This is a genomic window from Treponema putidum (assembly GCF_000755145.1).
In the GTDB taxonomy this organism is placed as follows: Bacteria; Spirochaetota; Spirochaetia; order Treponematales; family Treponemataceae; genus Treponema_B; species Treponema_B putidum.
Map to the genome: position 1 here is coordinate 2,349,654 of NZ_CP009228.1, position 21,469 is coordinate 2,371,122.

15 protein-coding genes and 4 pseudogenes are annotated in these 21,469 nt (G+C 37.2%); 5 read left to right on the forward strand and 14 right to left on the reverse strand.

The genetic code is table 11. The annotated features are described in order from the left end of the window. Positions 1-14: 14 nt before the first annotated feature. The 7 genes from JO40_RS10815 to JO40_RS10845 form a co-directional block, all read right to left on the reverse strand. A complete protein-coding gene (locus tag JO40_RS10815) occupies positions 15-1,805 on the reverse strand; it encodes a [FeFe] hydrogenase, group A (protein WP_044979342.1) in 1,791 nt (596 codons plus the stop codon). Further along, positions 1,799-3,628, reverse strand: coding sequence for an NAD(P)-binding protein (locus JO40_RS10820; RefSeq protein ID WP_044979343.1), 1,830 nt, complete (start codon positions 3,626-3,628; stop codon positions 1,799-1,801). The genes JO40_RS10815 and JO40_RS10820 overlap by 7 nt, the downstream gene beginning before the upstream one ends. A gap of 127 nt (positions 3,629-3,755) precedes the next feature. Next, complete coding sequence (gene cbiD, locus JO40_RS10825) at positions 3,756-4,847, reverse strand: cobalt-precorrin-5B (C(1))-methyltransferase CbiD (protein ID WP_044979344.1); 1,092 nt, start codon at positions 4,845-4,847, stop codon at positions 3,756-3,758. 131 nt (positions 4,848-4,978) lie between these two features. Next, positions 4,979-5,509: an NUDIX domain-containing protein gene (locus tag JO40_RS10830; RefSeq protein ID WP_044979345.1), complete on the reverse strand. Its 531-nt coding sequence runs from the start codon at positions 5,507-5,509 to the stop codon at positions 4,979-4,981. A gap of 90 nt (positions 5,510-5,599) precedes the next feature. Beyond that, the gene (locus tag JO40_RS10835) at positions 5,600-6,931 is read right to left on the reverse strand and encodes an MATE family efflux transporter (protein WP_044979346.1); all 1,332 of its coding nucleotides are present in this window, start codon (positions 6,929-6,931) and stop codon (positions 5,600-5,602) included. A 325-nt stretch (positions 6,932-7,256) separates the two neighbouring features. Next, positions 7,257-9,794 (reverse strand): DEAD/DEAH box helicase, encoded by a 2,538-nt coding sequence (locus tag JO40_RS10840; RefSeq protein ID WP_044979347.1) that lies wholly within the window; start codon positions 9,792-9,794, stop codon positions 7,257-7,259. A gap of 28 nt (positions 9,795-9,822) precedes the next feature. Next, positions 9,823-10,458, reverse strand: a complete 636-nt coding sequence (locus JO40_RS10845; RefSeq protein ID WP_044979348.1) for a TetR/AcrR family transcriptional regulator — start codon at positions 10,456-10,458, stop codon at positions 9,823-9,825. Between the two features lie 161 nt (positions 10,459-10,619). On the opposite strand from JO40_RS10845, the gene JO40_RS10850 reads away from it, so the two are divergent. From JO40_RS10850 to JO40_RS10870, 5 genes and pseudogenes are all read left to right on the forward strand, one after another. Continuing rightward, complete coding sequence (locus JO40_RS10850) at positions 10,620-11,339, forward strand: class I SAM-dependent methyltransferase (protein WP_044979349.1); 720 nt, start codon at positions 10,620-10,622, stop codon at positions 11,337-11,339. A 41-nt stretch (positions 11,340-11,380) separates the two neighbouring features. Beyond that, positions 11,381-12,201, forward strand: a pseudogene (locus JO40_RS10855) (glycoside hydrolase family 191 protein). Positions 12,202-12,268: 67 nt separating this feature from the next. Further along, positions 12,269-12,475: pseudogene (locus JO40_RS10860) on the forward strand (uracil-DNA glycosylase family protein); the annotation flags it as partial. 492 nt (positions 12,476-12,967) lie between these two features. Next, positions 12,968-13,846, forward strand: a pseudogene (locus JO40_RS10865) (uracil phosphoribosyltransferase); the annotation flags it as partial. 57 nt (positions 13,847-13,903) lie between these two features. Further along, positions 13,904-14,515: a tetratricopeptide repeat protein gene (locus JO40_RS10870; protein ID WP_245608863.1), complete on the forward strand. Its 612-nt coding sequence runs from the start codon at positions 13,904-13,906 to the stop codon at positions 14,513-14,515. Here the strand turns inward: JO40_RS10870 and JO40_RS10875 are convergent. The 7 genes and pseudogenes from JO40_RS10875 to gcvH all read right to left on the reverse strand — a co-directional run bounded on the left by JO40_RS10875 (position 14,512) and on the right by gcvH (position 21,457). Then, positions 14,512-15,497 (reverse strand): annotated as a pseudogene (locus tag JO40_RS10875) (SPOR domain-containing protein). The gene JO40_RS10870 and the pseudogene JO40_RS10875 sit on opposite strands and share 4 nt — an antisense overlap. 20 nt (positions 15,498-15,517) lie before the next feature. Next, positions 15,518-15,871: a hypothetical protein gene (locus JO40_RS10880; protein WP_044979814.1), complete on the reverse strand. Its 354-nt coding sequence runs from the start codon at positions 15,869-15,871 to the stop codon at positions 15,518-15,520. 94 nt (positions 15,872-15,965) lie between these two features. Beyond that, positions 15,966-16,934 (reverse strand): D-2-hydroxyacid dehydrogenase, encoded by a 969-nt coding sequence (locus JO40_RS10885; protein WP_044979353.1) that lies wholly within the window; start codon positions 16,932-16,934, stop codon positions 15,966-15,968. A 106-nt stretch (positions 16,935-17,040) separates the two neighbouring features. Then, a complete protein-coding gene (locus JO40_RS10890) occupies positions 17,041-18,003 on the reverse strand; it encodes a COG2958 family protein (RefSeq protein ID WP_044979354.1) in 963 nt (320 codons plus the stop codon). Between the two features lie 81 nt (positions 18,004-18,084). Then, complete coding sequence (gene gcvPB, locus JO40_RS10895) at positions 18,085-19,533, reverse strand: aminomethyl-transferring glycine dehydrogenase subunit GcvPB (RefSeq protein WP_044979355.1); 1,449 nt, start codon at positions 19,531-19,533, stop codon at positions 18,085-18,087. Further along, positions 19,533-20,837 (reverse strand): aminomethyl-transferring glycine dehydrogenase subunit GcvPA, encoded by a 1,305-nt coding sequence (gene gcvPA / locus JO40_RS10900; RefSeq protein WP_044979356.1) that lies wholly within the window; start codon positions 20,835-20,837, stop codon positions 19,533-19,535. The genes gcvPB and gcvPA overlap by 1 nt, the downstream gene beginning before the upstream one ends. Before the next feature lie 251 nt (positions 20,838-21,088). Next, positions 21,089-21,457, reverse strand: coding sequence for a glycine cleavage system protein GcvH (gene gcvH / locus JO40_RS10905; RefSeq protein ID WP_044979357.1), 369 nt, complete (start codon positions 21,455-21,457; stop codon positions 21,089-21,091). Between the last annotated feature and the right edge of the window lie 12 nt (positions 21,458-21,469).

Here is a 21,469-nt window from a genome sequence, read left to right on the forward strand (position 1 = left end):
ATCTGTTCTATAAATTACGATTGAAATCTCTCGTTTATAACATAGCCCTTTCGATCCCGCTTCGGACTTCTCGGCATTTCCCATATAAAATGGTCCGTATGCAAAAGACTGTGAGCCTTATGACTGTTCGGCTTTTCAAAGAAGTTATTATATAAATTCTTTATATCCTCATTTTCATGCGAATATCTTATTTTTGAATTACTGTCGATAAAATAAAGATTTTGTCCTCGTTCAAAGGCCAATTCAAAGCTATCATGTATGGGCTGACCTCCGCCTCCTACACAGCCTCCGGGGCAAGCCATAATTTCTACAAAATCATAATGCTTTTCTCCTGCTTCGATAGAATCTATAAGCCGCCTTGTATTGGCAAGTCCGCTGGTCACGGCAACACTCAAATTATTCTCTTTTAATGTAAAAGAGGCTTCAATAATTCCCGACTCATCTTGCGAAGAATGCCTTACAACTTTAAAAGCATCCGGCGGACAATTTTCTCCCATTATGGCATAATAGGCTGTACGCAAGGCCGCTTCCATAACACCGCCTGTAGCTCCGAAAATAATTCCCGCACCTGAAGCATCATGGAAAAGCTTATCAGGTTCCGTTTCTTTAAGGGTTTCGGGGAGAATATGAGCAGACTTAATCATTCTTACAAATTCCCGCGTAGTCAAAACACAGTCCATATCATGTCCTGCATACTCGCCGTAGAAAAGCTCCATATTAATCTCGCCTTTTTTTGCAACACAGGGCATAATTGCAACGGAAAAAATATCCTCAGGTTTTTTACCGATTGACTCAGCAAAGTATGACTTCATAACCGCCCCGAACATCTGCATAGGAGATTTTGCCGAAGAAAGATAAGAAACCAAATGAGGATATTGGCTTTTTATAAAACGAACCCATCCCGGACAACAGGAGGTAAACATCGGTTTATCTTTTAGCTCACCCTTAGAAAAACGCTCAAGGAATTCGTAGGCTTCTTCCATTATGGTTAAGTCGGCCGAAAAACTTGTATCAAAAACATAGTCGGCACCCATTCGTTTTAGGGCATCAAATATTTTGTTTACGGAAGCATCTTTTAAATCAAGCCCTAAGTGTTCTCCCCAAGCAGTACGGATTGCAGGGGCAACTTGCACAACAACAACCTTATCAGGGTCGGCAACTGCCCTCCAGAATTTTTCCGTGTCGTCTCTTTCCCTCAAGGCACCCACAGGACAATGTGTTATGCACTGCCCGCATAAAGAGCAGTCTGCTTCGGCTATAGTCCTTGAGCCTGAAACATTTATTGTAGTTCTGGCACCCGTTCCTTCCAATTCCCAGATATTAAGACCTTGAACTTTATCGCAAACCTGAATACATCGCATACATTTAATACATTTTTTTGAATCCCGTATAAGAGGGAAATTCTTATCCCATGGCTGGTGTTCAAGCTGTTCTTCATATAATACATCTTGAATATTAAGATCGTTTGCAAGGGTTTGTAAGGAACAGTTTCCGCTTCTTACACAGGTTGCACATTTACAATCATGTTGAGACAAAATCATCTGAACGGTTCTTCTTCTGTCAAGCCTTACCTTCGGGCTATTAGTGTATACAACCATTCCTTCTTCAACAGTGTTGTTACAAGCGGTTATAAGTTTTTCCTTTCCTTCCAACTCAACTACACATACGCGGCAGGCAGCAATTTCATTAATTCCCTTTAAAAAACAAAGTTTTGGTATAGGGATTCCGGCGCTTTCTGCAGCTTCCATAATAGTCATGTTTTCTTTAGCCGATATTTTTATATTATCTATAGTTAAGTTTACCATAATCGTTCACGCCCTCCCTTAAATATTCCAAAGCCGAAGTGATCGCATTTAAGACAACGGTTCGATTCCTGACAAGCCTCTTTTTTACTCATACAGAATTCTACACCTTCAAAATCCTTAATCCTTTCAGAAGCTTCCCTCTCTCCAAGCTCAACCCTTCCGCAGGCAAGACGATCATCTATATTGGGAATGGGGATTTCTATATCACAGCTTATAGTGTGGCTGTAGCCTAAATATTCGTCTATGTTTGCAGCCATAACCTTTCCGGCGGCAATGGCTTTTATAACAGTTGAGGGGCCTGAAGCACAATCCCCTCCTGAAAATAATCCCGGAATTCCTTTAAAACTTGCGCTGGGCATCGTAAAAAGCTTGCCCCTATCAATCGGTATACCTGATTCTTCATAATGCTGAGTTTCTATATCCTGTCCTATTGCAACAACAAGTACCTCACACGGAATAAAAATATCAGGTTCCCCCGTAGATACAACGGAGGCTCTGTCCTCTTTTATTTTGGAAATCATCTGAGGAGTAACCCAAACGCCTGTGAGTTTTCCATTCTTTACTTCGAGTTTTGAAGGAGCTTTTAGGGTCATCATTTCAACACCTTCGGCTAAGGCTCCTTCTATTTCGGCAGGAAGAGCCGTCATATCGGCTACACGCCTTCGGTAAAGACAGGTAACTTTTTCCGATTTTAAGCGGACAGCCGTCCGCACTGCATCCATGGCGACGTTTCCGCCTCCTATTATCGCTGTTTTTTTACCTGTTAAATCCATGCCTTTATCCATTCCCACATCTCTAAGAAATTTAACGGCAGAGATAACACCTTCAGCATCTTCTCCTTCAATGCCCAGTTTTTTGTCGGTTGAGGCTCCAATTGCTATAATAGCCGCATCATTATTTTTTATAAGTTCATTGAGTTCTATATCGGTTCCTATTTTTTTACCGTAGATAACCTTAACTCCGGTTTCGAGAATTGCATTTATATCTTCGTCCAACCTGTCCTTAGGAAGCCGGTAATTAGGTATACCGTAACGGAGCATGCCTCCTAATTTGGGCAGCATTTCATATACGGTTGTCTGATGCCCCATGAGCTGTAGATAATAAGCAGCGGTAAGCCCTGCAGGACCGCCTCCGACTATGGCTATAGTCTTTCCTGTAGAAGGTGCACATGGAGGGGGCGGAACTTTTCCAGCAAATTCAACGGCAACTCTTTTTAGTCCTCGTATATTTATGGCACTGTCTACCATGTTTCGCCGGCACCTATGTTCGCAAGGATGTTCACAGATAAAGGCACATGTAGAAGGAAAAGGATTGTCCTTTCTGATTAAACGGACAGCATCGGCATATCTTTCATCCCTGACAAGGGCAATATAGCCCGGAATATCCACATTTGCAGGACAAAGGGCTACACAGGGTACGGGCTGAGTTGTTATACAGCCGCATCTTCCGTGTTTTATATGTTCTTCGAAGTCATCACGGCAATAGATTATGCTTTTATAAACCATATCGGCTGCTTCATACCCCAGTGCGCAGTCTGCTGTCTCTCTTATCGACTTTGCAGTTTCTTCAATAAGTTTGATGGTTTCCATTTCAGCTTTTCCGTTTAGAACATCAGTTAAAATATGCTTTAACTGTAAAAGACCGATACGGCATGGCACACATTTTCCGCAAGTTTGGGCATGACACATTTCGATAAAGGCACGTGTTATGTAAACGGGGCAAAGTCCGGGCGGACTTGCTTCAATTCTATGTTGAAGATTCTCATACAGTTCTTCAATTATAATTTGAGACCGATTTTGTGAAAATATCTCAAGTCGACTCATTTGCATACTCCTTATGTCATATATATTAACCTAAGTTAACTCCACTTATACCTTTAATTGTACAATATGTTTACTAAAATAGCAAGTTTTAATTTGATAACTTTAGAATTTTTTTTCTATAAATTGTTTATTCTACAAGGCCGTATTTCATTGAATATATTAAAACCCTTATCGAAATGCTGTCATCCTTGAGGTATTTTTTGATTCTTTCTTCAGCTCCTCTTTCCATAGCTTTGATGATAATTTCCATCTTGTTTTCAACAAGATAGTTGAAGGCTTCTTCGGCAGCTAAAAAGGCATTGACCGTTTCGATTGTTTTTTTGTTTGACCCATGCATGGCAAGGTAATAAACAAAGGCTTCCATACGGGTGTCGGCGGTGCGGTTATGAGTGTTAAAAATTCCTATGGAAAGTTTTGCAAATTTCCCGATATGACCGAGCAAGGTCATGGTTTTAAAGCCTTTAGAATAGGCATAGCTTAAACTATCCCCTATGTAGTTTGACATTTTTACTGTGGGAAGGTCTATTATGTTTTTTAGCTTTTCTTTAAGGCCTTCACCGTAGTTTCCGGGCACTAAGAGTATTTCTTTTTTTTTCGAATTTTGTGATATTCCGTCTATTTCAAGATAGATGGTTTTTTTGATGGCATCTTCGCTCATAGGATAGACTATGCCCTTTGTGCCGATAATAGAGATGCCGCCTTCAACACCGATATTTTTATTAAAGGTTTTTTTTCCGATTTCGGCTCCTTGAGGACTGAAAATTTCTACATTGAAGCCCTTTTTTGAAACCTTTAAAACTTCTTTTTCTATCATTTGACGGGGTACGGGATTAATGGCAGCCTCCCCTACTTCTCCGAAAAGACCTTTTTTGGTAATTCTTCCTATACCCTCTCCCCCGTCAATAAGAACCTTCCCATCGTTTCTATAATAGACCCGAGCATAGATATAGATGCCGTCGGTGCTGTCCGGATCATCCCCCGCATCTTTTTGAACGGCGGCCTCTCCAATAGCTGTTCCGTCTTTGTCTTTATAGGAGCGGCAATGCTCTACCGGAAGGTCAAGGACAAGTCCTGCAGGCGTATCTATTTTAACCGAGGTCATAGTTTCACCGCCCAAAATCAAAGCTGCTGCCTTAGCCGCCGCCGCCGCACAGCTCCCCGTCGTATATCCGCATCTTAGCTTTTGTCCGTCTTTGTCTATATATAAATCCAGTTTCATTTTATAGATAAGATTATAGCATTAAAAATGGGTTTAGAGAAGATGGGAAAAGGACAAAAGCTAATGTTAAACTTCAAAGGATGAATGTTGAGTCTTATTGAACTTAGGTTTTTTCTATAGTCAAATTCTTTTCAATTTTTTAAATCACTTATCAATTCTTTGGCTCTCATAAGTATCGGCACCTCTCTATTCGCTATGAGTTTTCCTAATCGGCTGTGTGAGTATTTAGTATATTTATCTATAGCTTCTTCATAAGTTAATTTTAAAGTAGATAAATGAAAATCCTCAACTTCTGTTTTTGTCATATTTTTATCATCAAAGGACTTTACTCTGCAAAGATAATAATTATTTAGATTATGCCTGTGAATTAAATTATAGTAATCACTGACAATTCCTATTTTAGAAAGAATATCAACTTCCACACCTAATTCTTCCTTAAGTTCTCTTCTAATTGCATCTTCCAAATCTTCGTTCGGTTCAACTCCGCCGCCTGCTGTCTCAATCAGTGTTACTTTACCAAAATCATCATCTCTATGAACTTTAACAAAATAATAATTTTCATAATCATCAATTACAATAGCTCTTACAATTTCTCTATCATGATCAATATAAGTGAATTCCCACTCGGTATCTTGTAATTCAATTTCAAGTATATTATTCATATAATTTTGATTATACTTATTATTCCGGATTTTTTCAACTATTTAAACTAAATTTACTCGGAAAAATATAAAAGCTTTGGAACATTTTTCTCACAACCTCCTCAACACCCTCTGCTGCATGATAAAGCCGATGAGTATCATTGTAAAATCAACGGCAGGTTCCGCCCACCATACGGCGAGGTTTCCGAACAAGTGCGGCAAAATCAGCATGGCTGGAACAAAGAGGATGAGCTGACGCAAGAGAACAATCATTCCGGCTTTTTTGGCGTCTCCGATAGATTGGAAAAAGGTAAGCGTCATAATCATAATTCCGTATAAAATAAATGTAGAATAAAACAGTTTGAAATTGATAAGACCTGCTGCAATGATTTCCGGGCGTACATTGAAGATTGATAAAAGGCTTTCGGAAAAAAGCATTGCCGGAACCCACGAGAGAGCTGCAAGAAGCGTTGCCCCGTACATAAAAAGTTTCATCGTTTCCCGCACTCTTCCGTATTGCTTGGCTCCGTAGTTTGCACCGATAACCGGCTGTAAGCCCTGACTCATACCCCACAGCGGAATAAACGAAAACATGTATAGCCGTATTGTGGCAGACATTAAAATCCCCCAGTTATCGTCGCCGAAGGTAAACGCCTGCTTGAACAAAACCGTTTGCTGCACTGCAAACAAAAGCTGCATGAGCATAGCCGAGCTTCCGATGCCGAACATTTCACGGTAAATTTCTTTATACTTTTTAATTTTATGTATTTTGACAAAGGGACTTTTTTTTGCAAAATACCGCAGAGTTAAAACCGCCTGAACCATTTGCGACAGTACCGTAGCAATAGCCGCTCCCTCAATTGCGTACTCTCCCATCAAGAGCATAAAAATCGGATCCAGCACGATATTGAGTAATGCCCCCGCTCCCATAATGGACATGGATTGTTTTAGAGCACCCTCGCCTCTCATGGTCATATTTCCGGCTTGAGCAAAGTTTACAAATACCGAACCTAAAAATACAATCCGCAAATACCGCACACCTAAATTTTTAATTGCTCCTTTTGCTCCCACCATTTCTAAAAAGTACGGAGCTGAAAGCACACCTGCTGCCGTAATCAATGCCGAAAAAAGCAATACCCAATAACACACATTGCCGAAGATTTTATCTACCGTTTCCGTATCGCCCTTACCGATTGCCCGCGACAGAATTGAAGCACTTCCGACACCGAGCAACGCCGACACCGCTCCGTTTATCAGCGTCAGCGACATGGAGATGCTGATTGCGGACATTGCATAATCGCCGATAATTCTTCCTGCAAATATCCCGTCCATAAACGGGTACAACCCGATAACCACCATTCCGATTATCCCGGGAATTGCCAGCTTAAAAAGCAGCTCCCTCGGACTTTTTGTTAATAATTGTGTTTTCATATCTTGGTTCATTGTAATTCTCCTAAAAATTGTTACGAAGGTTTTATCAAAAACCGAGGAACAATTTTTACACCGTTTTGCAATGCTAATGAGAAACGGCATACAATGATGAGAGTTTTGCGCTTGCCGCAAAACTCTAGTTGAAGCGGAAGGTGCTATTTGCATCTGAAGCTTCAACATCCCTTCCATAAATCTTTAGCTAACATTATATGCTAACATTGTTATCAAAAATAAGAAAAAAGTCAAGGGGGTGAAAAGGATTTTATATAAAATTAATTGAGAAGAGACTTTATTGGAATGAGGAGATGGAGAGATGTCCATTTCCTTAAAAATTAGATTATTTACTTAAATGATGTATTTCTTCAATATAATGCTCAGGGAAGTTTTCTATATTAAGTTTATATAAATTGAAATATTCTTGTATTTTTTCATCGGATAAAGAATCTAACTCATACTTTTGAATTTCTTTAAGGAATGCTTTTATATTGTCTTTAAATTTCTTTACTCCATTCTTTCTCATTACAAAAACTTTCTCATTAAAATTCGCATCATGAGATAATTTTTTCGTTGGAATTATCATTATACGCAAAACATCAACATATTCCCCATATTCTTCTTTAAACCATCCACAATGATTATTAAATTGCCCCGCTTCCGATTTTTTTATAGCATTTCTATGTTCTTCAACCTCACTTTTACATTCAAAAATGACATATTTCTTATTGGATACACACCATAAGTTGTCTGGACCCTTTCGAATTTCTTGATCTGGGCGCTGGCTAACATAACCTAACATTTCCCCTAAATCTTGTAAAGATGACTCAAACTTTTCAGCTGGCATTCCAAAAGAGAATTTTTCTATTGCTTCATTCATATGCAAATTTAACTCTTTAAAATCACTATATTTACTGATATATTTTTTAAATCTATTAATTCTGTTCTCATTTAGAAAAGAAATTTTTGAGTATACAATACCATTGTCCGGCTTTAATAATTGAGTGTTCAATTTAAATGCTTCTTTTTGAAATAAAGCAGATTTTTCTTTAGAGAACATATAGGCATACCTTGCCATTTGTTCTAAATACCAACCTTTTTCTAAATCATCTTTGATATATTTATCTATAAATCTTTGAGTTTCATTTACTGCTTTTTCGTATTCTGCTTGAGAAAACAACCGTTCCAATTCATTTTCTTTCTCATACCTTTCATAAATTGTATTTTCTATGTCTTCTTCACTAATTTCATTCATTTCAGTAGCATAATATTCCTTCCATCCATCATCTCTTTTAATCATTTGTTCTATTAGCGAAATAATTTGCTTCATCGGAGAATCGTTTTCTTGTACTTCTTCTTTAGCCATTTTTGCGACTTCAAAACCAATTTCTATTTGTTTTTGAGTTTGATTAGAAAAATACTTTTTTGTCAGAGCTCCTCTCATAAACTTTTCTATATCTGATCCTATAATGAGGATTGCACAATAATCTTTTTCACCACGAACAGCTCTCCCTATCCCTTGTTCAATTTTCTGAGCAATTTTTTTATTTATAATTTCACTGTTAGGACAGCATTTTTCTTCATATCTATCCGCATAATTGTTTAAGTACGGCATTGAATCCATAATTAAAATCCTACAACTTTCATCAGGTAAATCAATTCCATCGTATCTATTATTTATTACAATTGTATCGTGAAAATTTCCTTTTCTCAAGTCATCTATTACAGAAAATAATTCTTGATTATCTTTGGGAAACTTTGCTCCCAAAGCATTGTAGTAATTAGCTCTTTTCGTATTAGGAACTATAATAACAATGCCAAATTCCTCTTGCTTGACAGATGCAAATTTAGTTGCAACCAAATCTCTATCGCAATTTTCATCAATTGATGATGGCATCAATAGCATCTTTTCACCAGACCATCTTAACTTAGGATATTTGATTGGATTAACAACAGCTTCAACTGAAAAATTCAGACCCTTAACAAAAAAAATATCTTCTTGAGTTGTAGCAGACATTAAAATTCGTCTGTGAGCTCTCGAAAAAGTTCCAAATTGGGTTACATTAATGTTGTAGGGAGATATTTCAATTTTATTTCCTGAAATAAAGCAAGAATACTCTATTATTCTATCTTTCATCAGAGGCCACACAAACTTAATTTCATCCATAGAGGTAGATTCAGAAAGAATAGTCAGGATTTCAGTTTTTTTATTGTTCCAAGACCAATAAGGAACCATCATAAAGGTTTCATACTCCCCAGTTTTAATATCTAAATAACTTCCTTCGCCTTGTTCTATTAAATCTTCCGAAAATAAAGTTAATATTTTATTATATAAAGCTTCATTTGAGTTTCTGCTAACAGTTACTGTAAATGCATCTTTTAAAACATCTATGCACGCATGAGAATCATCCAAAACAACTGTACTAGCTTTCACGCAATTATTACCTATACCAAAAATTGACTTCCCATTGAATATCTTATGAGCATGTATAATTAGTATTTTTTCGCATGAGTGAAAGTCATTTGGTATATTATTATTCTCATCAACTACACAATACGGAATGCCAAATTTCAAAGCTTCATTACAAACCTGATGAACTAAATAAAGATTAGGACACACATATATACACGGACCCTCACCAAGATTAATAACTGATTGAAGCATAAGTAAACCTATAAGTGTTTTTCCTTCTCCAGTATGTAGTTTTACAATAAGATCTCTCTCATTTATTCTGTTGTTAAACCACTCATTTAAAGTGTATTCTTGAGCAGGTCTCAAAGGACCTGCAATACTTTTTCTATCAAGCGTATTATATAAATCAATAGGATTAATAACTTTCGATTTGCTTTTTGAAGCAATTTTTTTCTTAAAATCTATCACATTATCTCTCCTCTACCCTGTTTACCCTCTATTTCTCCCCATCTTGCAATCCAAAAACCTTCCTCCAGCCGGCGGAAAAAAAATCGGCAAGGGTTTTCATTGAGTTTAAAGCATCTTTTTTTTTGAAATTATGCAGTACGGTTTCAAAGATGCATGAAAAATATGCATGGGTCAGCATGTGCAGTTCTTTCGGCGGAAGACGGCGGACGGTAATGCCTTTTTTTCCAAGCAGTTCGCAGGTTTTATACATATCCTTAATTTCCCGCTCTACCATCCAATCGGTAAATTCGGCATATTTTGTACCTGAGGCGCAGCAGAGAATCAGCTTAAAGGCTTCAAGATGATCAAAAATATAAGAGACAAAATCTTCAAGAGCTTCTGCCGAGACTTTCCATATTTTATCGATACCGCTGTTTTCAAGCACAGTAAAACATAGTTTTTCGGAGGCGGAATACTGTGCTTGCAATCCCTGAATTGCAGGTTCCACCAATGCGGAAAAAAGGTCGGCCTTATCCTTAAAGTGCCGGTAAAATCCGCCTGTGGTAACGCCTGAAAGCCTGCATATTTCACGCAAATTGGCACGCTCAAAGCCTTCTTTCAAAAAAAGTTCTTTACCGTTTTTGAGAATCGTTTCGTGTGTTTGTGCGTAAGTTCCGGTATTCATATTTTCCGCCTTGATAACTATGTTACCAGTATATTTAAAGAAAAAACTTTGTCAATAGGAAAAATTTTTACCGCTTGATAACCATAGCACTTAACCGTATACTAAGCTTATATATTTTACAAAAAAACTATTACCAAAGCTGAGGCCTTATAAGGAAAACTATGAATGTATACGATTTAATTGCAGAACATTACAGCGAACTTTTTCCGATTGAAGCGGAAAAAATTGATTTTATCAGGCATCTTTGTCCTTTACCCGGCAGATTGTGCGATGCAGGCTGTGCAACCGGTGAACTTGCAATGGGTTTATATCAAAAGGGATATAATATATGCGGACTTGACTTAAATGCAAAGATGATTGGAATTGCAGAAAAGAAAGCTTCGTGTATCCGCAAAACAGGTGAACTTATGTTCTATCATGCAGATATCGCCGATATTATGCAGTTCGGTAAATTTAAGGGTGTGTTGTGTTTCGGTAATACGCTTCCGCATTTGCGTGATGAAGATATTCTCCGCCGTTTTTTTAGTTCCGTGTATCGCTCATTAGAGGAGCACGGCATCTTTATTGTTGAAGTACTCAATTATGACCGCATCCTTACCGAGAAAAAAATGGATTTTAAAGATAAAGAAACAAAAGATTTTATTTTTAAGCGGAACTATGATTTTTTACCTGACGGGAATATCAGATTTACTATAGAATTTACCGATAAGCAGCGCAGTACCGTCGGTTCGGATTTTACGGTATTACATCCTCTGAAGAAGCAAATGCTTTTAGCCTTATTTAAGCAGGCAGGATTCAAATCCGTTTCAGCCTATTCGGATTATACCTTTACGGAAAGCCGTGCAGAAGATTATGCCGTAGTATACACAGCAAGTAAATAATAGGTATAATCCCGTATTCTGATTTTAACAAGGATCCGTTTATGAAAAACATAAAATATTTTTACATGGTCTTTATTTTTTTTCGGTTATTGTAATAAAAGGCATGGCGGCGGAAAACAACAAAGAGTACAAAGTACTGATAGGTATGGCTCCCGACAAAGCGGTAAATCTTAAAGGAATAAAAACACTGGTAATTGATGCTGAATTTTTTTCTAAAGAAGATATAGCACAGCTTCACAAAAATGGGAATGTTAATATATTTTCTTATTTAAACATCGGCTCTATCGAAACATTCCGAAATGATTATGAAGCATTTAAAGATCTAGCTTTAGGCGACTATGAAAATTGGGATGAAGAAAAATGGATAAATGTTGCGGACAAAAGATGGCAAAAAAGAATAAAGGAGAAAGCTCAGCTTTTATCTCAAAAAGGCATAGACGGTTTTTTTCTTGATAATGCCGATGTTTATTATCATTATCAAAGGCCCGAAATATATCAGGGACTTATAACCCTTTTACATGAAATACATAAAGAAAATAAACCTATTATAATCAACGGCGGAGATACTTTTATAAGTCAAGCAATGAAGCAAAATGCTCTTAAAGGAATCGTAACAGGAATAAATCAAGAAAGCGTCTTTACCGAAATAAATTTTAAGGACAACACATTTGGAGTAAAACCTATAGAAGACAGAGAGTATTTTTTTGCCTATTTGGATCAATGTAAAACCTACGGATTTACAGTCTATTTACTTGAATACGGTGCCGCAAAAAAAGTTGAAAAAGAGATAAAGGCGTATTGTAAAAAAAAGGGATTTACCTATTACATATCCCATTCATTACAACTCGATAAACTTTTTTAACGCGGAAAAATTATATTTTAAGAAAAATTTTATGACAAACAAAAACAATTCTGCTTCAAATAGTAAAGTAGAAACTGACGATGCCATTTTAAAACAAGATAAAAACAATAAACCGGAAACTCATGAAGAGCAAGGTAAAAAAATAAATATCTATTATTATACTTTTAAAGAAAGGCCAATCCGTGTTATCCCATTGCATACTCCCGCAAGAAAAAATGTAGCAATAGATATAAAAAAAGCACTATATAAATATATACTAAAAAATAATAAGTAATCTTACCCCGCTACTCCGAGAGTTTGCGCTTGCCGCAAACTCTAAACTAAAAATCGGACACGGATGTCCGATTTTTAGCGAACTACTTGAATTTTTACCGATTTTCTTTTATACTTCTCTGATTTTAAATTAGGAGATGTGATAAACAGTTCGGCAGAAATTCAGCCTCCCTGTTTATCTGTCGAGTTTTGTACATTAAGTACAAAACATCGCAATATTATATATGCTTTTTCACTTCGTTGCAAAAGCATGAAAAAAACTTTTTTCGCAAATTGCTATTTGCTGCAAAAAGTTTTTATGGGAGCCGATATGGGTAAGGTAATTATGGGGGCGGAAGCTCTTGACGGGTATTTAACTGAAGACGATCTAAGGCATCTTAACGAAATGAATGTTCTTTATCAGGAAGCTATTGAAAATTTTACTGTTTTAGAAAAGGAAAACGGCGAAAAAAAGAAAAAGGCCAAAGATGAGATTATAAGGCTTTATACCGAGATGGGGCATCTTATGCAGAATATATGCAAAGAAATACCTCAACTTAAAGTTTTTTCTTTTGATACTGAACATGAAAATCATGCTGAGGCTTCAAGGGTTATTGCAAAACTCCGCTCCATAAAAACCGAGCACAGCGAATTTTTATACTATACACAGCGTTCTTTTGAAATGCTTTTTAAACTTGCTTATAAGGGGCACCAAAAAGACAAGAAAAACTATCTTGTAGTAAAAACTCCGGTAAAGGTTCCTGTTCAAAACTATGCGGTTCACAAGATAACCGACATTGATCATAAAATTGAAAATACCGTTATGTGTGTTATGTTGAGAGGAGCCCTCCTCCCATCTATGATTCTTTCAAAAGAAATTGAAGAGTATTCTTCACACGGCTATGTAACACCCTTTGCCCTCTTTAAGATTAAAAGAGATGATTCCCGCAAGGAAGACGATATGCAATACATCCTTGATTTGGATAAGTCTTATTTTAATCTAAAAGATTTGGACGGAAAGGACCTTATCTTTGCCGACCCGATGAATGCGACCGGAGGAAGCCTCGTAACCGTTGTAAAACACCTAAAAAAACTGGGCGTAAAGCCGAAATCGATAAGCTGTTTCCATGTAATTTCTGCCTTGAAGGGAGCCTTACGCATTGTGCGTGCCTTGGATAACTGCACACTTTACACCCTTTGGATGGACCCTGCCCTAAATGCTTCAGCCTATATCATGCCGGGCCTCGGCGATGCAGGAGACAGGATAAACGGAACCGATACCGATGAAACACCCCGAAACATCATTCAGCTCCTTGCAGACTACGGCTCAAATATTGCGGGGCTCTACCGCTCTCAGCTGCGGCAGATAGAAAAAACCGTTTTAGGAAATTAAAACTTTTTATGGGAGAAAAAAGGTGAGAAAAATATTTTTATAGTTTTTGTTGGAGTCTTGTTTTTTCTTTGTTTTACAAAAGCTTTTGCAAAAGGAGCTGTTGAAGAAGACCTTGCAGGAGAGTATTTTTCTATAGCTCAAGGCTATACAGAGTTAAAAAACTATTCTAAGGCTGCAGATTATTATCTTAAAGCCGAAAAGTCTGAAAAATATAAAAATGCAGCTCAATATAATTTGGCACAAGTTTATGCCCTTCAAAATGAATGGGAAAGCTGCCTAAAATATATTGAACCCCTCTATAAAAAAGCTCCCGAAAACATAAAAATATCTACAGCCTACGCCTATGCTCTGGCCTCATCCGGAAAAGAAGAAAAAGCTCTTTTAATTTATGAAAAGATTTATTTGGAAGATAAGGAAACTCCTGAATATTTCTTTAACTATGTTAGGATTTTAATTATAGTAAAAAAATACGAAAAAGCAAAAGAACTTCTTAACGAATCCAAGGAAAAATTTACACAAGAAGATGATAAAAAAACTATTAGTGAACTTGAAAAAGAAATAGAAAAACTTTTAAATCCGCCTGAACTAAAAAAAGAAGATAAAACAACAGAAAAAAAAGATTCAATGCAAGATGATAAAAAGTCTAAAGGAAAAAAGCAAGAAACCTAATCAAAGATCGGAACGGCTTCATAGCCCTCGCTTTTTAGCCGGATAACCATATCTCCCTTGCCGTCATCCTTTACTAAAACCGAAAAGAAAGCCTCCTCCCCTCGCTCTTCTTTTTTTATTGTTACAGTAAAGCCCTTTTTTTTAAGCTCATCTGCAAGGCTTTTTGCAAAATTTTCGGTTTTAAAAAAACCTGTTTGATAAAATTTTGCAGTTTCATTCTCATGATTCTGTGCTAATGTTCCGCCTTGGTTTAATAAAACCGATTCAGAGCCTAAGTCAGCAAAAGATTCTTTCAATCCTCTATTTTGAGGCATTAAATACCAAAATGTTTTAGGGCTCAAAAAAGCCTCACCCCGGACAACAGATGCCTCAATGCTGTTAGGGAATTTTTTTATGAGAGTGTTCTCAGCCTTCTTATCTCCATCAACCCACCAAAGAGTCAAAAGCATCGCAGGATGAAATTCTGCGAATTTTGAATCGGTAACATATTTTTTTATATTTTCAAGTGAAGCCTTTTCATCCGATTTTAATTTAAGCCATTCAAAAAAAACAAGAATTTTTATATCCTCTTTTGAAAATGGAGCCTCAATGACGGGCAGCAAGCGGTTACGACAAAGTTCTGAAGCCTCGGTTATGTTATCGGCTAAAAGGAATGCTCCAAAAGCCTTGGTTAAAAGAGTTTTTCTTCCGGTTTCGGGAGAAAGTTCCGCAGCTTCAAGATAGTGTCTTCCTGCTCTCAAAAATAAATCAAACCTCTCTTCATAGTCAGCCAGCACGGCAAGAGCAATAATTTTTTCAGTATTTAAAGACATCTTACTTATTTCGGCTTCCATAAACGAAGATGCCTCAAAAGGAGTCTTTTTTGTAAAGCCTGTCTTTATAATCTTTTGAACATTTTGAGGCAAGGAATTTTGAGCAGTCAGGCTATGCAAAAAAAAGAGAAACAATAAAAAAAATAGTATTTTTTTATCTTAAATTCCATAAACCTTTTTATCTCTTACCTCATTTGATCTCAGAATTACTTTCAGAAATTGAAGTCTTAGATTCTTTTTTACGTTTAAACCATGATTTTTTAGGCTTTTTTAAGTCCACAGTGTCTATTCCGACACCATCGCTTGCAGTAAATGTTTCTTTTTTTTCGTTTACAGGCTTATTTTTTTTCTTCTTATTTCCAAAGAAAAAAGGAATGGTTAAGATAAGTCCGATTAAAAACGAAAAAATATTGCTTACATAAACAGGTACGTTTTCAAATGTATAAAAAATTAAAGAAATATCGCAAGAATTTTTCATATTAAAACCTGCAAACAAGCCTAAAAACAATACTATCAATAAAAAATAAATCAGTTTCCAGTTCATATAGTTCCTTTTAAGAGCATTTCCAATGCTCAAAAGAATAGTATACATAAAATGTAAAAAAGAACAACAGGGGTAATAAAATCTACTTAACCGCCTAATTAACCCTGTTTATTTCTTTTCCGGCTATAAAGGCTTTTACATTAGCGGCGGCTATTTTTATAAGTCTCTCTCTGGCCTCAAAGGTTTGCCACGCTATGTGGGGCGTAATAATACAGTTAGGAGCTTTAAGCAAGGGATTATCCTTAGCCGGAGGCTCTACACTGAGAACATCGCAGGCAAGACCTGCAAGTCTTTTTTCCTTTAAAGCCTCTGCTGCATCCTTTTCGTTTATAAGAGGACCCCGTCCCGTATTGATTATAATAGAAGTTTTCTTTATTCTTTTTAAGGACTCGGCATTTATAATTTCTTTTGTTTCCGGCGTCAAAGGACAGTTTAAGCTTATTATATCGGAAGAAGAAAAAAGCTCATCTAAAGAAACTTGTTTTGCTTCTTCTAAGCCCTTAATATTTTTTTTAGAGCGGTTAAAATAGATTACCTTCATATTCATGGCAAGGGCAATTTTTGCAACGGCTTGGCCTATGCTCCCGAAGCCGACTATACCCATAGTCTTATCGGAAAGCTCCCTTATATCAAAACTGTGATAGCAAAAGTGAGGAGAAGCCGACCATTTTCCGCCCATAACCTCATCGCTATGCTCTTTTACATGCCAATAAAAATGAAAAATAAGGGCAAAAACGAGTTGAGCCACGCTGTCGGTGCTGTAAGAGGGAATATTCGTTACGCAAATATTTTTAGCTCTTGCAGCCTCAACATCGACAACATTATATCCCGTAGCTAAAACCCCTATATATTTAAGACGCGGCAAAGAATCCATTATTTCTTTAGAAAAAACCACCTTATTGGTAAGAACGGCATCTGCCTCCTTACACCTTTCAAGAAGTTCATCTGCACTTGTTTTATCGTATATTGTAAGATTTGAAACCGATTTTAACTCATCCCAAGAAAGGTCTCCGGGATTGGAAGTAAACCCGTCAAGAATAACCAAATTTAACTTTTCACTCATAAAAATACCTCTGTATGTTTATATTTATCAACATTAATCAATAAGATCAGCTTTGCTGATAATGTAATTTCTAAAAAATCAATACATTTTTAAAGATAGTTATTTATCAAATAATACTCTTTTCTTTTAAATAATTTTCAAATTTATCATCTGTAATTACTTTATCATAAGTACTTTTTACTTTTCCTAAAGCAATATCTTCAGTTAAGTCTGATATAAATTTATTAAAATCAGGATTATCTTCTGAAAGTCTTTCCAAAGTATCCCAATCTATATTTTCATTATATCTAGCATTACAAATTATTTCTGACTCACTTATACTTTCCGGATTCAGCTTTATAATTCCAATTCCAAAAGCATTAGATAATCTTTGAAGCTCATTTTTAAAATTAGGGTCTTCATCGATTTTCAAGCAAACTAAATATCCCTCATTAGCCCAGCTTGAATTTGAAACAGCCTGAAAAAAATACTGTCTTAAATTAGAATAATCTATATTCTTTTTCATTTCAAAGGAAAACAGTTTTATTGAATTGACATTCAATGAAGTTTGAAGTTTCATTGTTTCTTTTGAATAGTCTTTAAACGGAAAATATACACCTACTAAATCAGGATGCAGCCATTCATTAGCCCCTTTTACTCTTTTTACTGAATTTTCCTGATAAATAGTTTTTGTGTAACAATTAAAATGCGGGTTTGAATAAACATATTTTACTAAAAGCGGATGTAAATCTCTTTCATTAAAATTACTTTCATTATTTTGTTTTAATTCTGCATTTTCTTTTTTCTCGATTTCCCGTTTTATTTCACTTCCGCTTATATTTAAACTTCTTAAAATAAATCTTGAAGGACGTTTTGAAACTTGAATAAAAGTACTTTTTTCAGCCTTTTCTTTGGCATCTACATATAATCTTGCTCCTACTGTAGCGGCCGGAGTTTTACCTGAGCTTCCTAGTTTTTTATCAAAAGAAAACTCAACCGCTTTTTCCCAAACTTCTTCTGGAGTCATTGGCTTTTTTACTTTTTCAAAAACTTCTATAATCAAATCAAAAAAAGTATATTGTTTCTCCATCTTATTCCTTTTACATAACTAATAGCTTTCAAAAATCCCCCTCTAAAAACATCAGTCTTTAGAGGGGGCGTTTAAAGCTGTTTATTTACAGCAGCAGCAAGCCTTGTACCTTAAAACAGGTTCACGGGCAGCCTTTGTTTCGTCTACTCGTCCGATGGGGCGTGTATAGGGATAGCCGTGAAGCTTTTCGGGATTTGAATAAGCTTCTTTTTTGAGTTTGATCATAACTTCGGCAGTAAAGTCCAAGGTGGACTTGCTTTCCGTTTCCGTAGGCTCAAACATCAAGGCTTCGTGTACGATGAGCGGGAAGTACATCGTCGGCGGATGGATACCGTCATCGATTAAGCCCTTAGCTATGTCAAGGGCGCTTACACCGGTTTCTTCCTTAATCTTTTCAAGAGTAAGAACAAATTCGTGCATACAGGTTCTGTCAAATGCAACATCGAATTCTTTTTCAAGTTTTTTCTTTAGATAGTTTGCATTTAATACGGCATAGCCTGAGCTTTCCCTTATACCCTCGCTTCCGAGTGTAAGAATATAGGCATAGGCACGCAAGAAGACAAGGAAGTTTCCGTAAAAGTTTCTAACCCTTCCGATTGAATCCGGGCGGTTATAATCGAGCTTATAGCTTCCGTCCGATCCTGTAACTACGGGAACAGGTAAGAATTCTTCAAGGATTTTTTTACAACCGATTGGGCCGCTTCCGGGACCTCCGCCTCCGTGAGGAGTCGAAAAGGTCTTATGCAAGTTAAGGTGAACTATATCATAGCCCATATCTCCGGGTCTGAGTCTTCCCATAATTGCATTAAGGTTAGCACCGTCATAATACAATAAGCCGCCTGCTTTGTGAACGATTTCGGCAATTTCTTTGATATGGGTTTCAAAGAGACCGAGGGTGTTCGGGTTTGTAAGCATGAGGGCAGCAGTATCGTTTCCTACAGTCTTTTTTAATTCTTCGATATCTACGTTTCCGTCCTTATCGGAAGGAATGTTTACGATTTCGCATCCGACCATTGCGGCACTGGCAGGGTTTGTACCGTGTGCCGAATCGGGAACCAAAATCTTGTTTCGGGCATGGTCGCCGCGTTTTTCGTGATAGGCTCTGATTACCAAAAGGGCTGTGAACTCTCCGTGAGCACCTGCTGATGGCTGGAGGGAGAAAGCATCCATTCCGGTAATTTCACCGAGTTTTTTACCTAAATCGCCCATAGCCTCGATACAACCTTTCATTGTATGTTCAGGCTGCAATGGGTGAATATTGGTAAAGTTCGGAAGAGCCGCAACTTCTTCGTTGAGTTTGGGATTGTACTTCATCGTACAAGAACCTAAGGGATAGAAACCGTTATCTACACCGTGAGTACGCTTGCTCAATTCCATATAGTGGCGTACAAATTCAAGTTCCGAAACTTCAGGAAGTTTTGCATCGCTTGCTCTTAAATATTTTGAATCAAGCTTATATTCGGGTACTGTCAATTTTGCTTCGGCAAATTTATGACCCTTTACGGATTTTTCAAAAATCAATTCGCTCATTACAATACCTCCTTAATGATTTTTACGGCCTTATCAAGGTCGCATTTGCAAAGAACATCGGTTGCACACCAAAGAATGGCATCATCACAAATCTTTAAACCGCCTAAAATGCCGTTTTTTTCAAGATTTGAAAGAATTGCATCGGCCTTTCCTTTTCCGTCAGTTACGAATTCATGAAAGAATTCTCCGTTATTTTTTACGGTTAAGCCGATCTTTTTAAGCTCATCTGCAAGATAATGTGCATTGCTTACGGAAACATTTGCAACGGTTTTTAAACCTTCCTTTCCGTAGGCTGTCATAAACATAGAAGCTCTTAATGCACAAAGAGCCTGGTTAGAACAGATACTGGAGCTGGCTTTTTCGCGCCTGATATGCTGTTCACGGGCTTGAAGAGTTAGAACAAAGGCTCTTCTGCCGTCATGGTCTGTTGATTGACCGATGATTCTTCCCGGGATTTTTCGCATATTGGCTTCGATTGTAGAAAGGAAGCCGAGATAGGGGCCGCCTGCACCTAAAGGAAGTCCTAAAGCCTGACCTTCGCCTAAGGCTATCGAAGCACCGCATTCTTTCGGTGTTTTTAAGATTGCCAAAGAAATAGGATTGCAGCTCATTACAAACTGAGTTTTAGTGCCTTCTACAAGTTTACCGACAGCTTCGCAGTCTTCGATTGTACCGAAACGGTTCGGTTGCTGCATAACTACTGCTCCGACACTTTCATCCAAAAGGCCCTTAATCTTTGAAATATCGGTTTTATAGCCGTCTTTTGGAATCATTACGAATTCTACACCGCTGTGCTTTAGATAGGTTTTAGCAATTTGAATTGAACTTGGCTCAACACATTCCGAAATCAAAACCTTGTTTTGTTTTCGTCCTAAGGACATAACTATAGCATCTGCTACTGCCGTGCCTCCGTCATAAACGCTGGCATTGGAAACATCCATTCCGGTAAGCTCACAAATCATTGACTGATATTCAAAACCTGCCTGAAGTTCGCCCTGATTCATTTCGGGCTGATAAGGTGTATAGGCAGTCAAAAACTCTTCTCTGGAAGCCATGTGCCTTACAGCTGCAGGAGCATAGTGGTTATAAGCACCTGCACCTCGTAATATCGATTTAAAAACAGTGTTTTCACTGCTTAAATTTTGAAAAAACTTTTCAACTTCTGCTTGAGTTTTCCCCTCGCCTACATCGACTGTTTTACAGTCCTTGCTGTCAAAACCGTATAAATCATCAATCGATTTTACGCCGATGAGATCAAGCATCTCTTTTGTTTCCTCAGCGGAGTGAGGAATATAATTTGACATAAATTCTCCCATAAAAACTTTTTGCAGGAAACATCAGTTTCCGAAAAAAGTTTTTTCATGCAGTTTTGCTTGCAAAACTGCATATAATAATGCGATGTTTGCCTAAAAGGCAAACTCGGCAGATAAACGGTGAGGCTGAATTTCTGCCGAGCCGTTTATCGACCCTCCTAATTTAATTTTAACATCTGAAAGGCGGCAAATTAAATCGGTTCAACAATTTTTTTGCCGCTTTTACAAAGAAGAAAAATTACTTACTTGCAGAGGCCCTTGTATGCACCTGCATCCATTAATTTTGAAGATTCCCCTTTAAGTTCTACCTTAAAGAACCATGAACCGAAAGCGTCCTCATTGATTTTTTCGGGAGCATCCAAGAGCTCTTCGTTTATTTCAACGACTTTTCCTGTCATGGGGCTGATGATTTCAAAAACGGCTTTTACCGATTCTACTGTAGCACAGGCTTTATCGGCTGTAACTTCATCGCCTACTTCAGGAAGCTCAACGAATACGACATCTCCCATTTCACCTTGAGCATAATCGCTGATTCCGACAATACCGATGTTTCCTTCTTTCTTGAACCATTCGTGTGATTCCAAGTATTTTACATCTTCTTTAATTTCCATATCTAACTCCTA

Excerpts from the sequence above, each read along its gene's own strand:
- JO40_RS10890 (WP_044979354.1), bottom strand. The coding sequence starts at position 18,003 with ATGGAGAAACAATATACTTTTTTTGATTTGATTATAGAAGTTTTTGAA.
- JO40_RS10815 (WP_044979342.1), bottom strand. The coding sequence starts at position 1,805 with ATGGTAAACTTAACTATAGATAATATAAAAATATCGGCTAAAGAAAAC.
- cbiD (WP_044979344.1), bottom strand. The coding sequence starts at position 4,847 with ATGAAACTGGATTTATATATAGACAAAGACGGACAAAAGCTAAGATGC.
- JO40_RS10845 (WP_044979348.1), bottom strand. The coding sequence starts at position 10,458 with ATGAATACCGGAACTTACGCACAAACACACGAAACGATTCTCAAAAAC.
- gcvH (WP_044979357.1), bottom strand. The coding sequence starts at position 21,457 with ATGGAAATTAAAGAAGATGTAAAATACTTGGAATCACACGAATGGTTC.
- JO40_RS10830 (WP_044979345.1), bottom strand. The coding sequence starts at position 5,509 with ATGAATAATATACTTGAAATTGAATTACAAGATACCGAGTGGGAATTC.
- gcvPB (WP_044979355.1), bottom strand. The coding sequence starts at position 19,533 with ATGAGCGAATTGATTTTTGAAAAATCCGTAAAGGGTCATAAATTTGCC.
- JO40_RS10885 (WP_044979353.1), bottom strand. The coding sequence starts at position 16,934 with ATGAGTGAAAAGTTAAATTTGGTTATTCTTGACGGGTTTACTTCCAAT.
- JO40_RS10880 (WP_044979814.1), bottom strand. The coding sequence starts at position 15,871 with ATGAACTGGAAACTGATTTATTTTTTATTGATAGTATTGTTTTTAGGC.
- JO40_RS10850 (WP_044979349.1), top strand. The coding sequence starts at position 10,620 with ATGAATGTATACGATTTAATTGCAGAACATTACAGCGAACTTTTTCCG.
- JO40_RS10835 (WP_044979346.1), bottom strand. The coding sequence starts at position 6,931 with ATGAACCAAGATATGAAAACACAATTATTAACAAAAAGTCCGAGGGAG.
- JO40_RS10820 (WP_044979343.1), bottom strand. The coding sequence starts at position 3,628 with ATGAGTCGACTTGAGATATTTTCACAAAATCGGTCTCAAATTATAATT.
- gcvPA (WP_044979356.1), bottom strand. The coding sequence starts at position 20,837 with ATGTCAAATTATATTCCTCACTCCGCTGAGGAAACAAAAGAGATGCTT.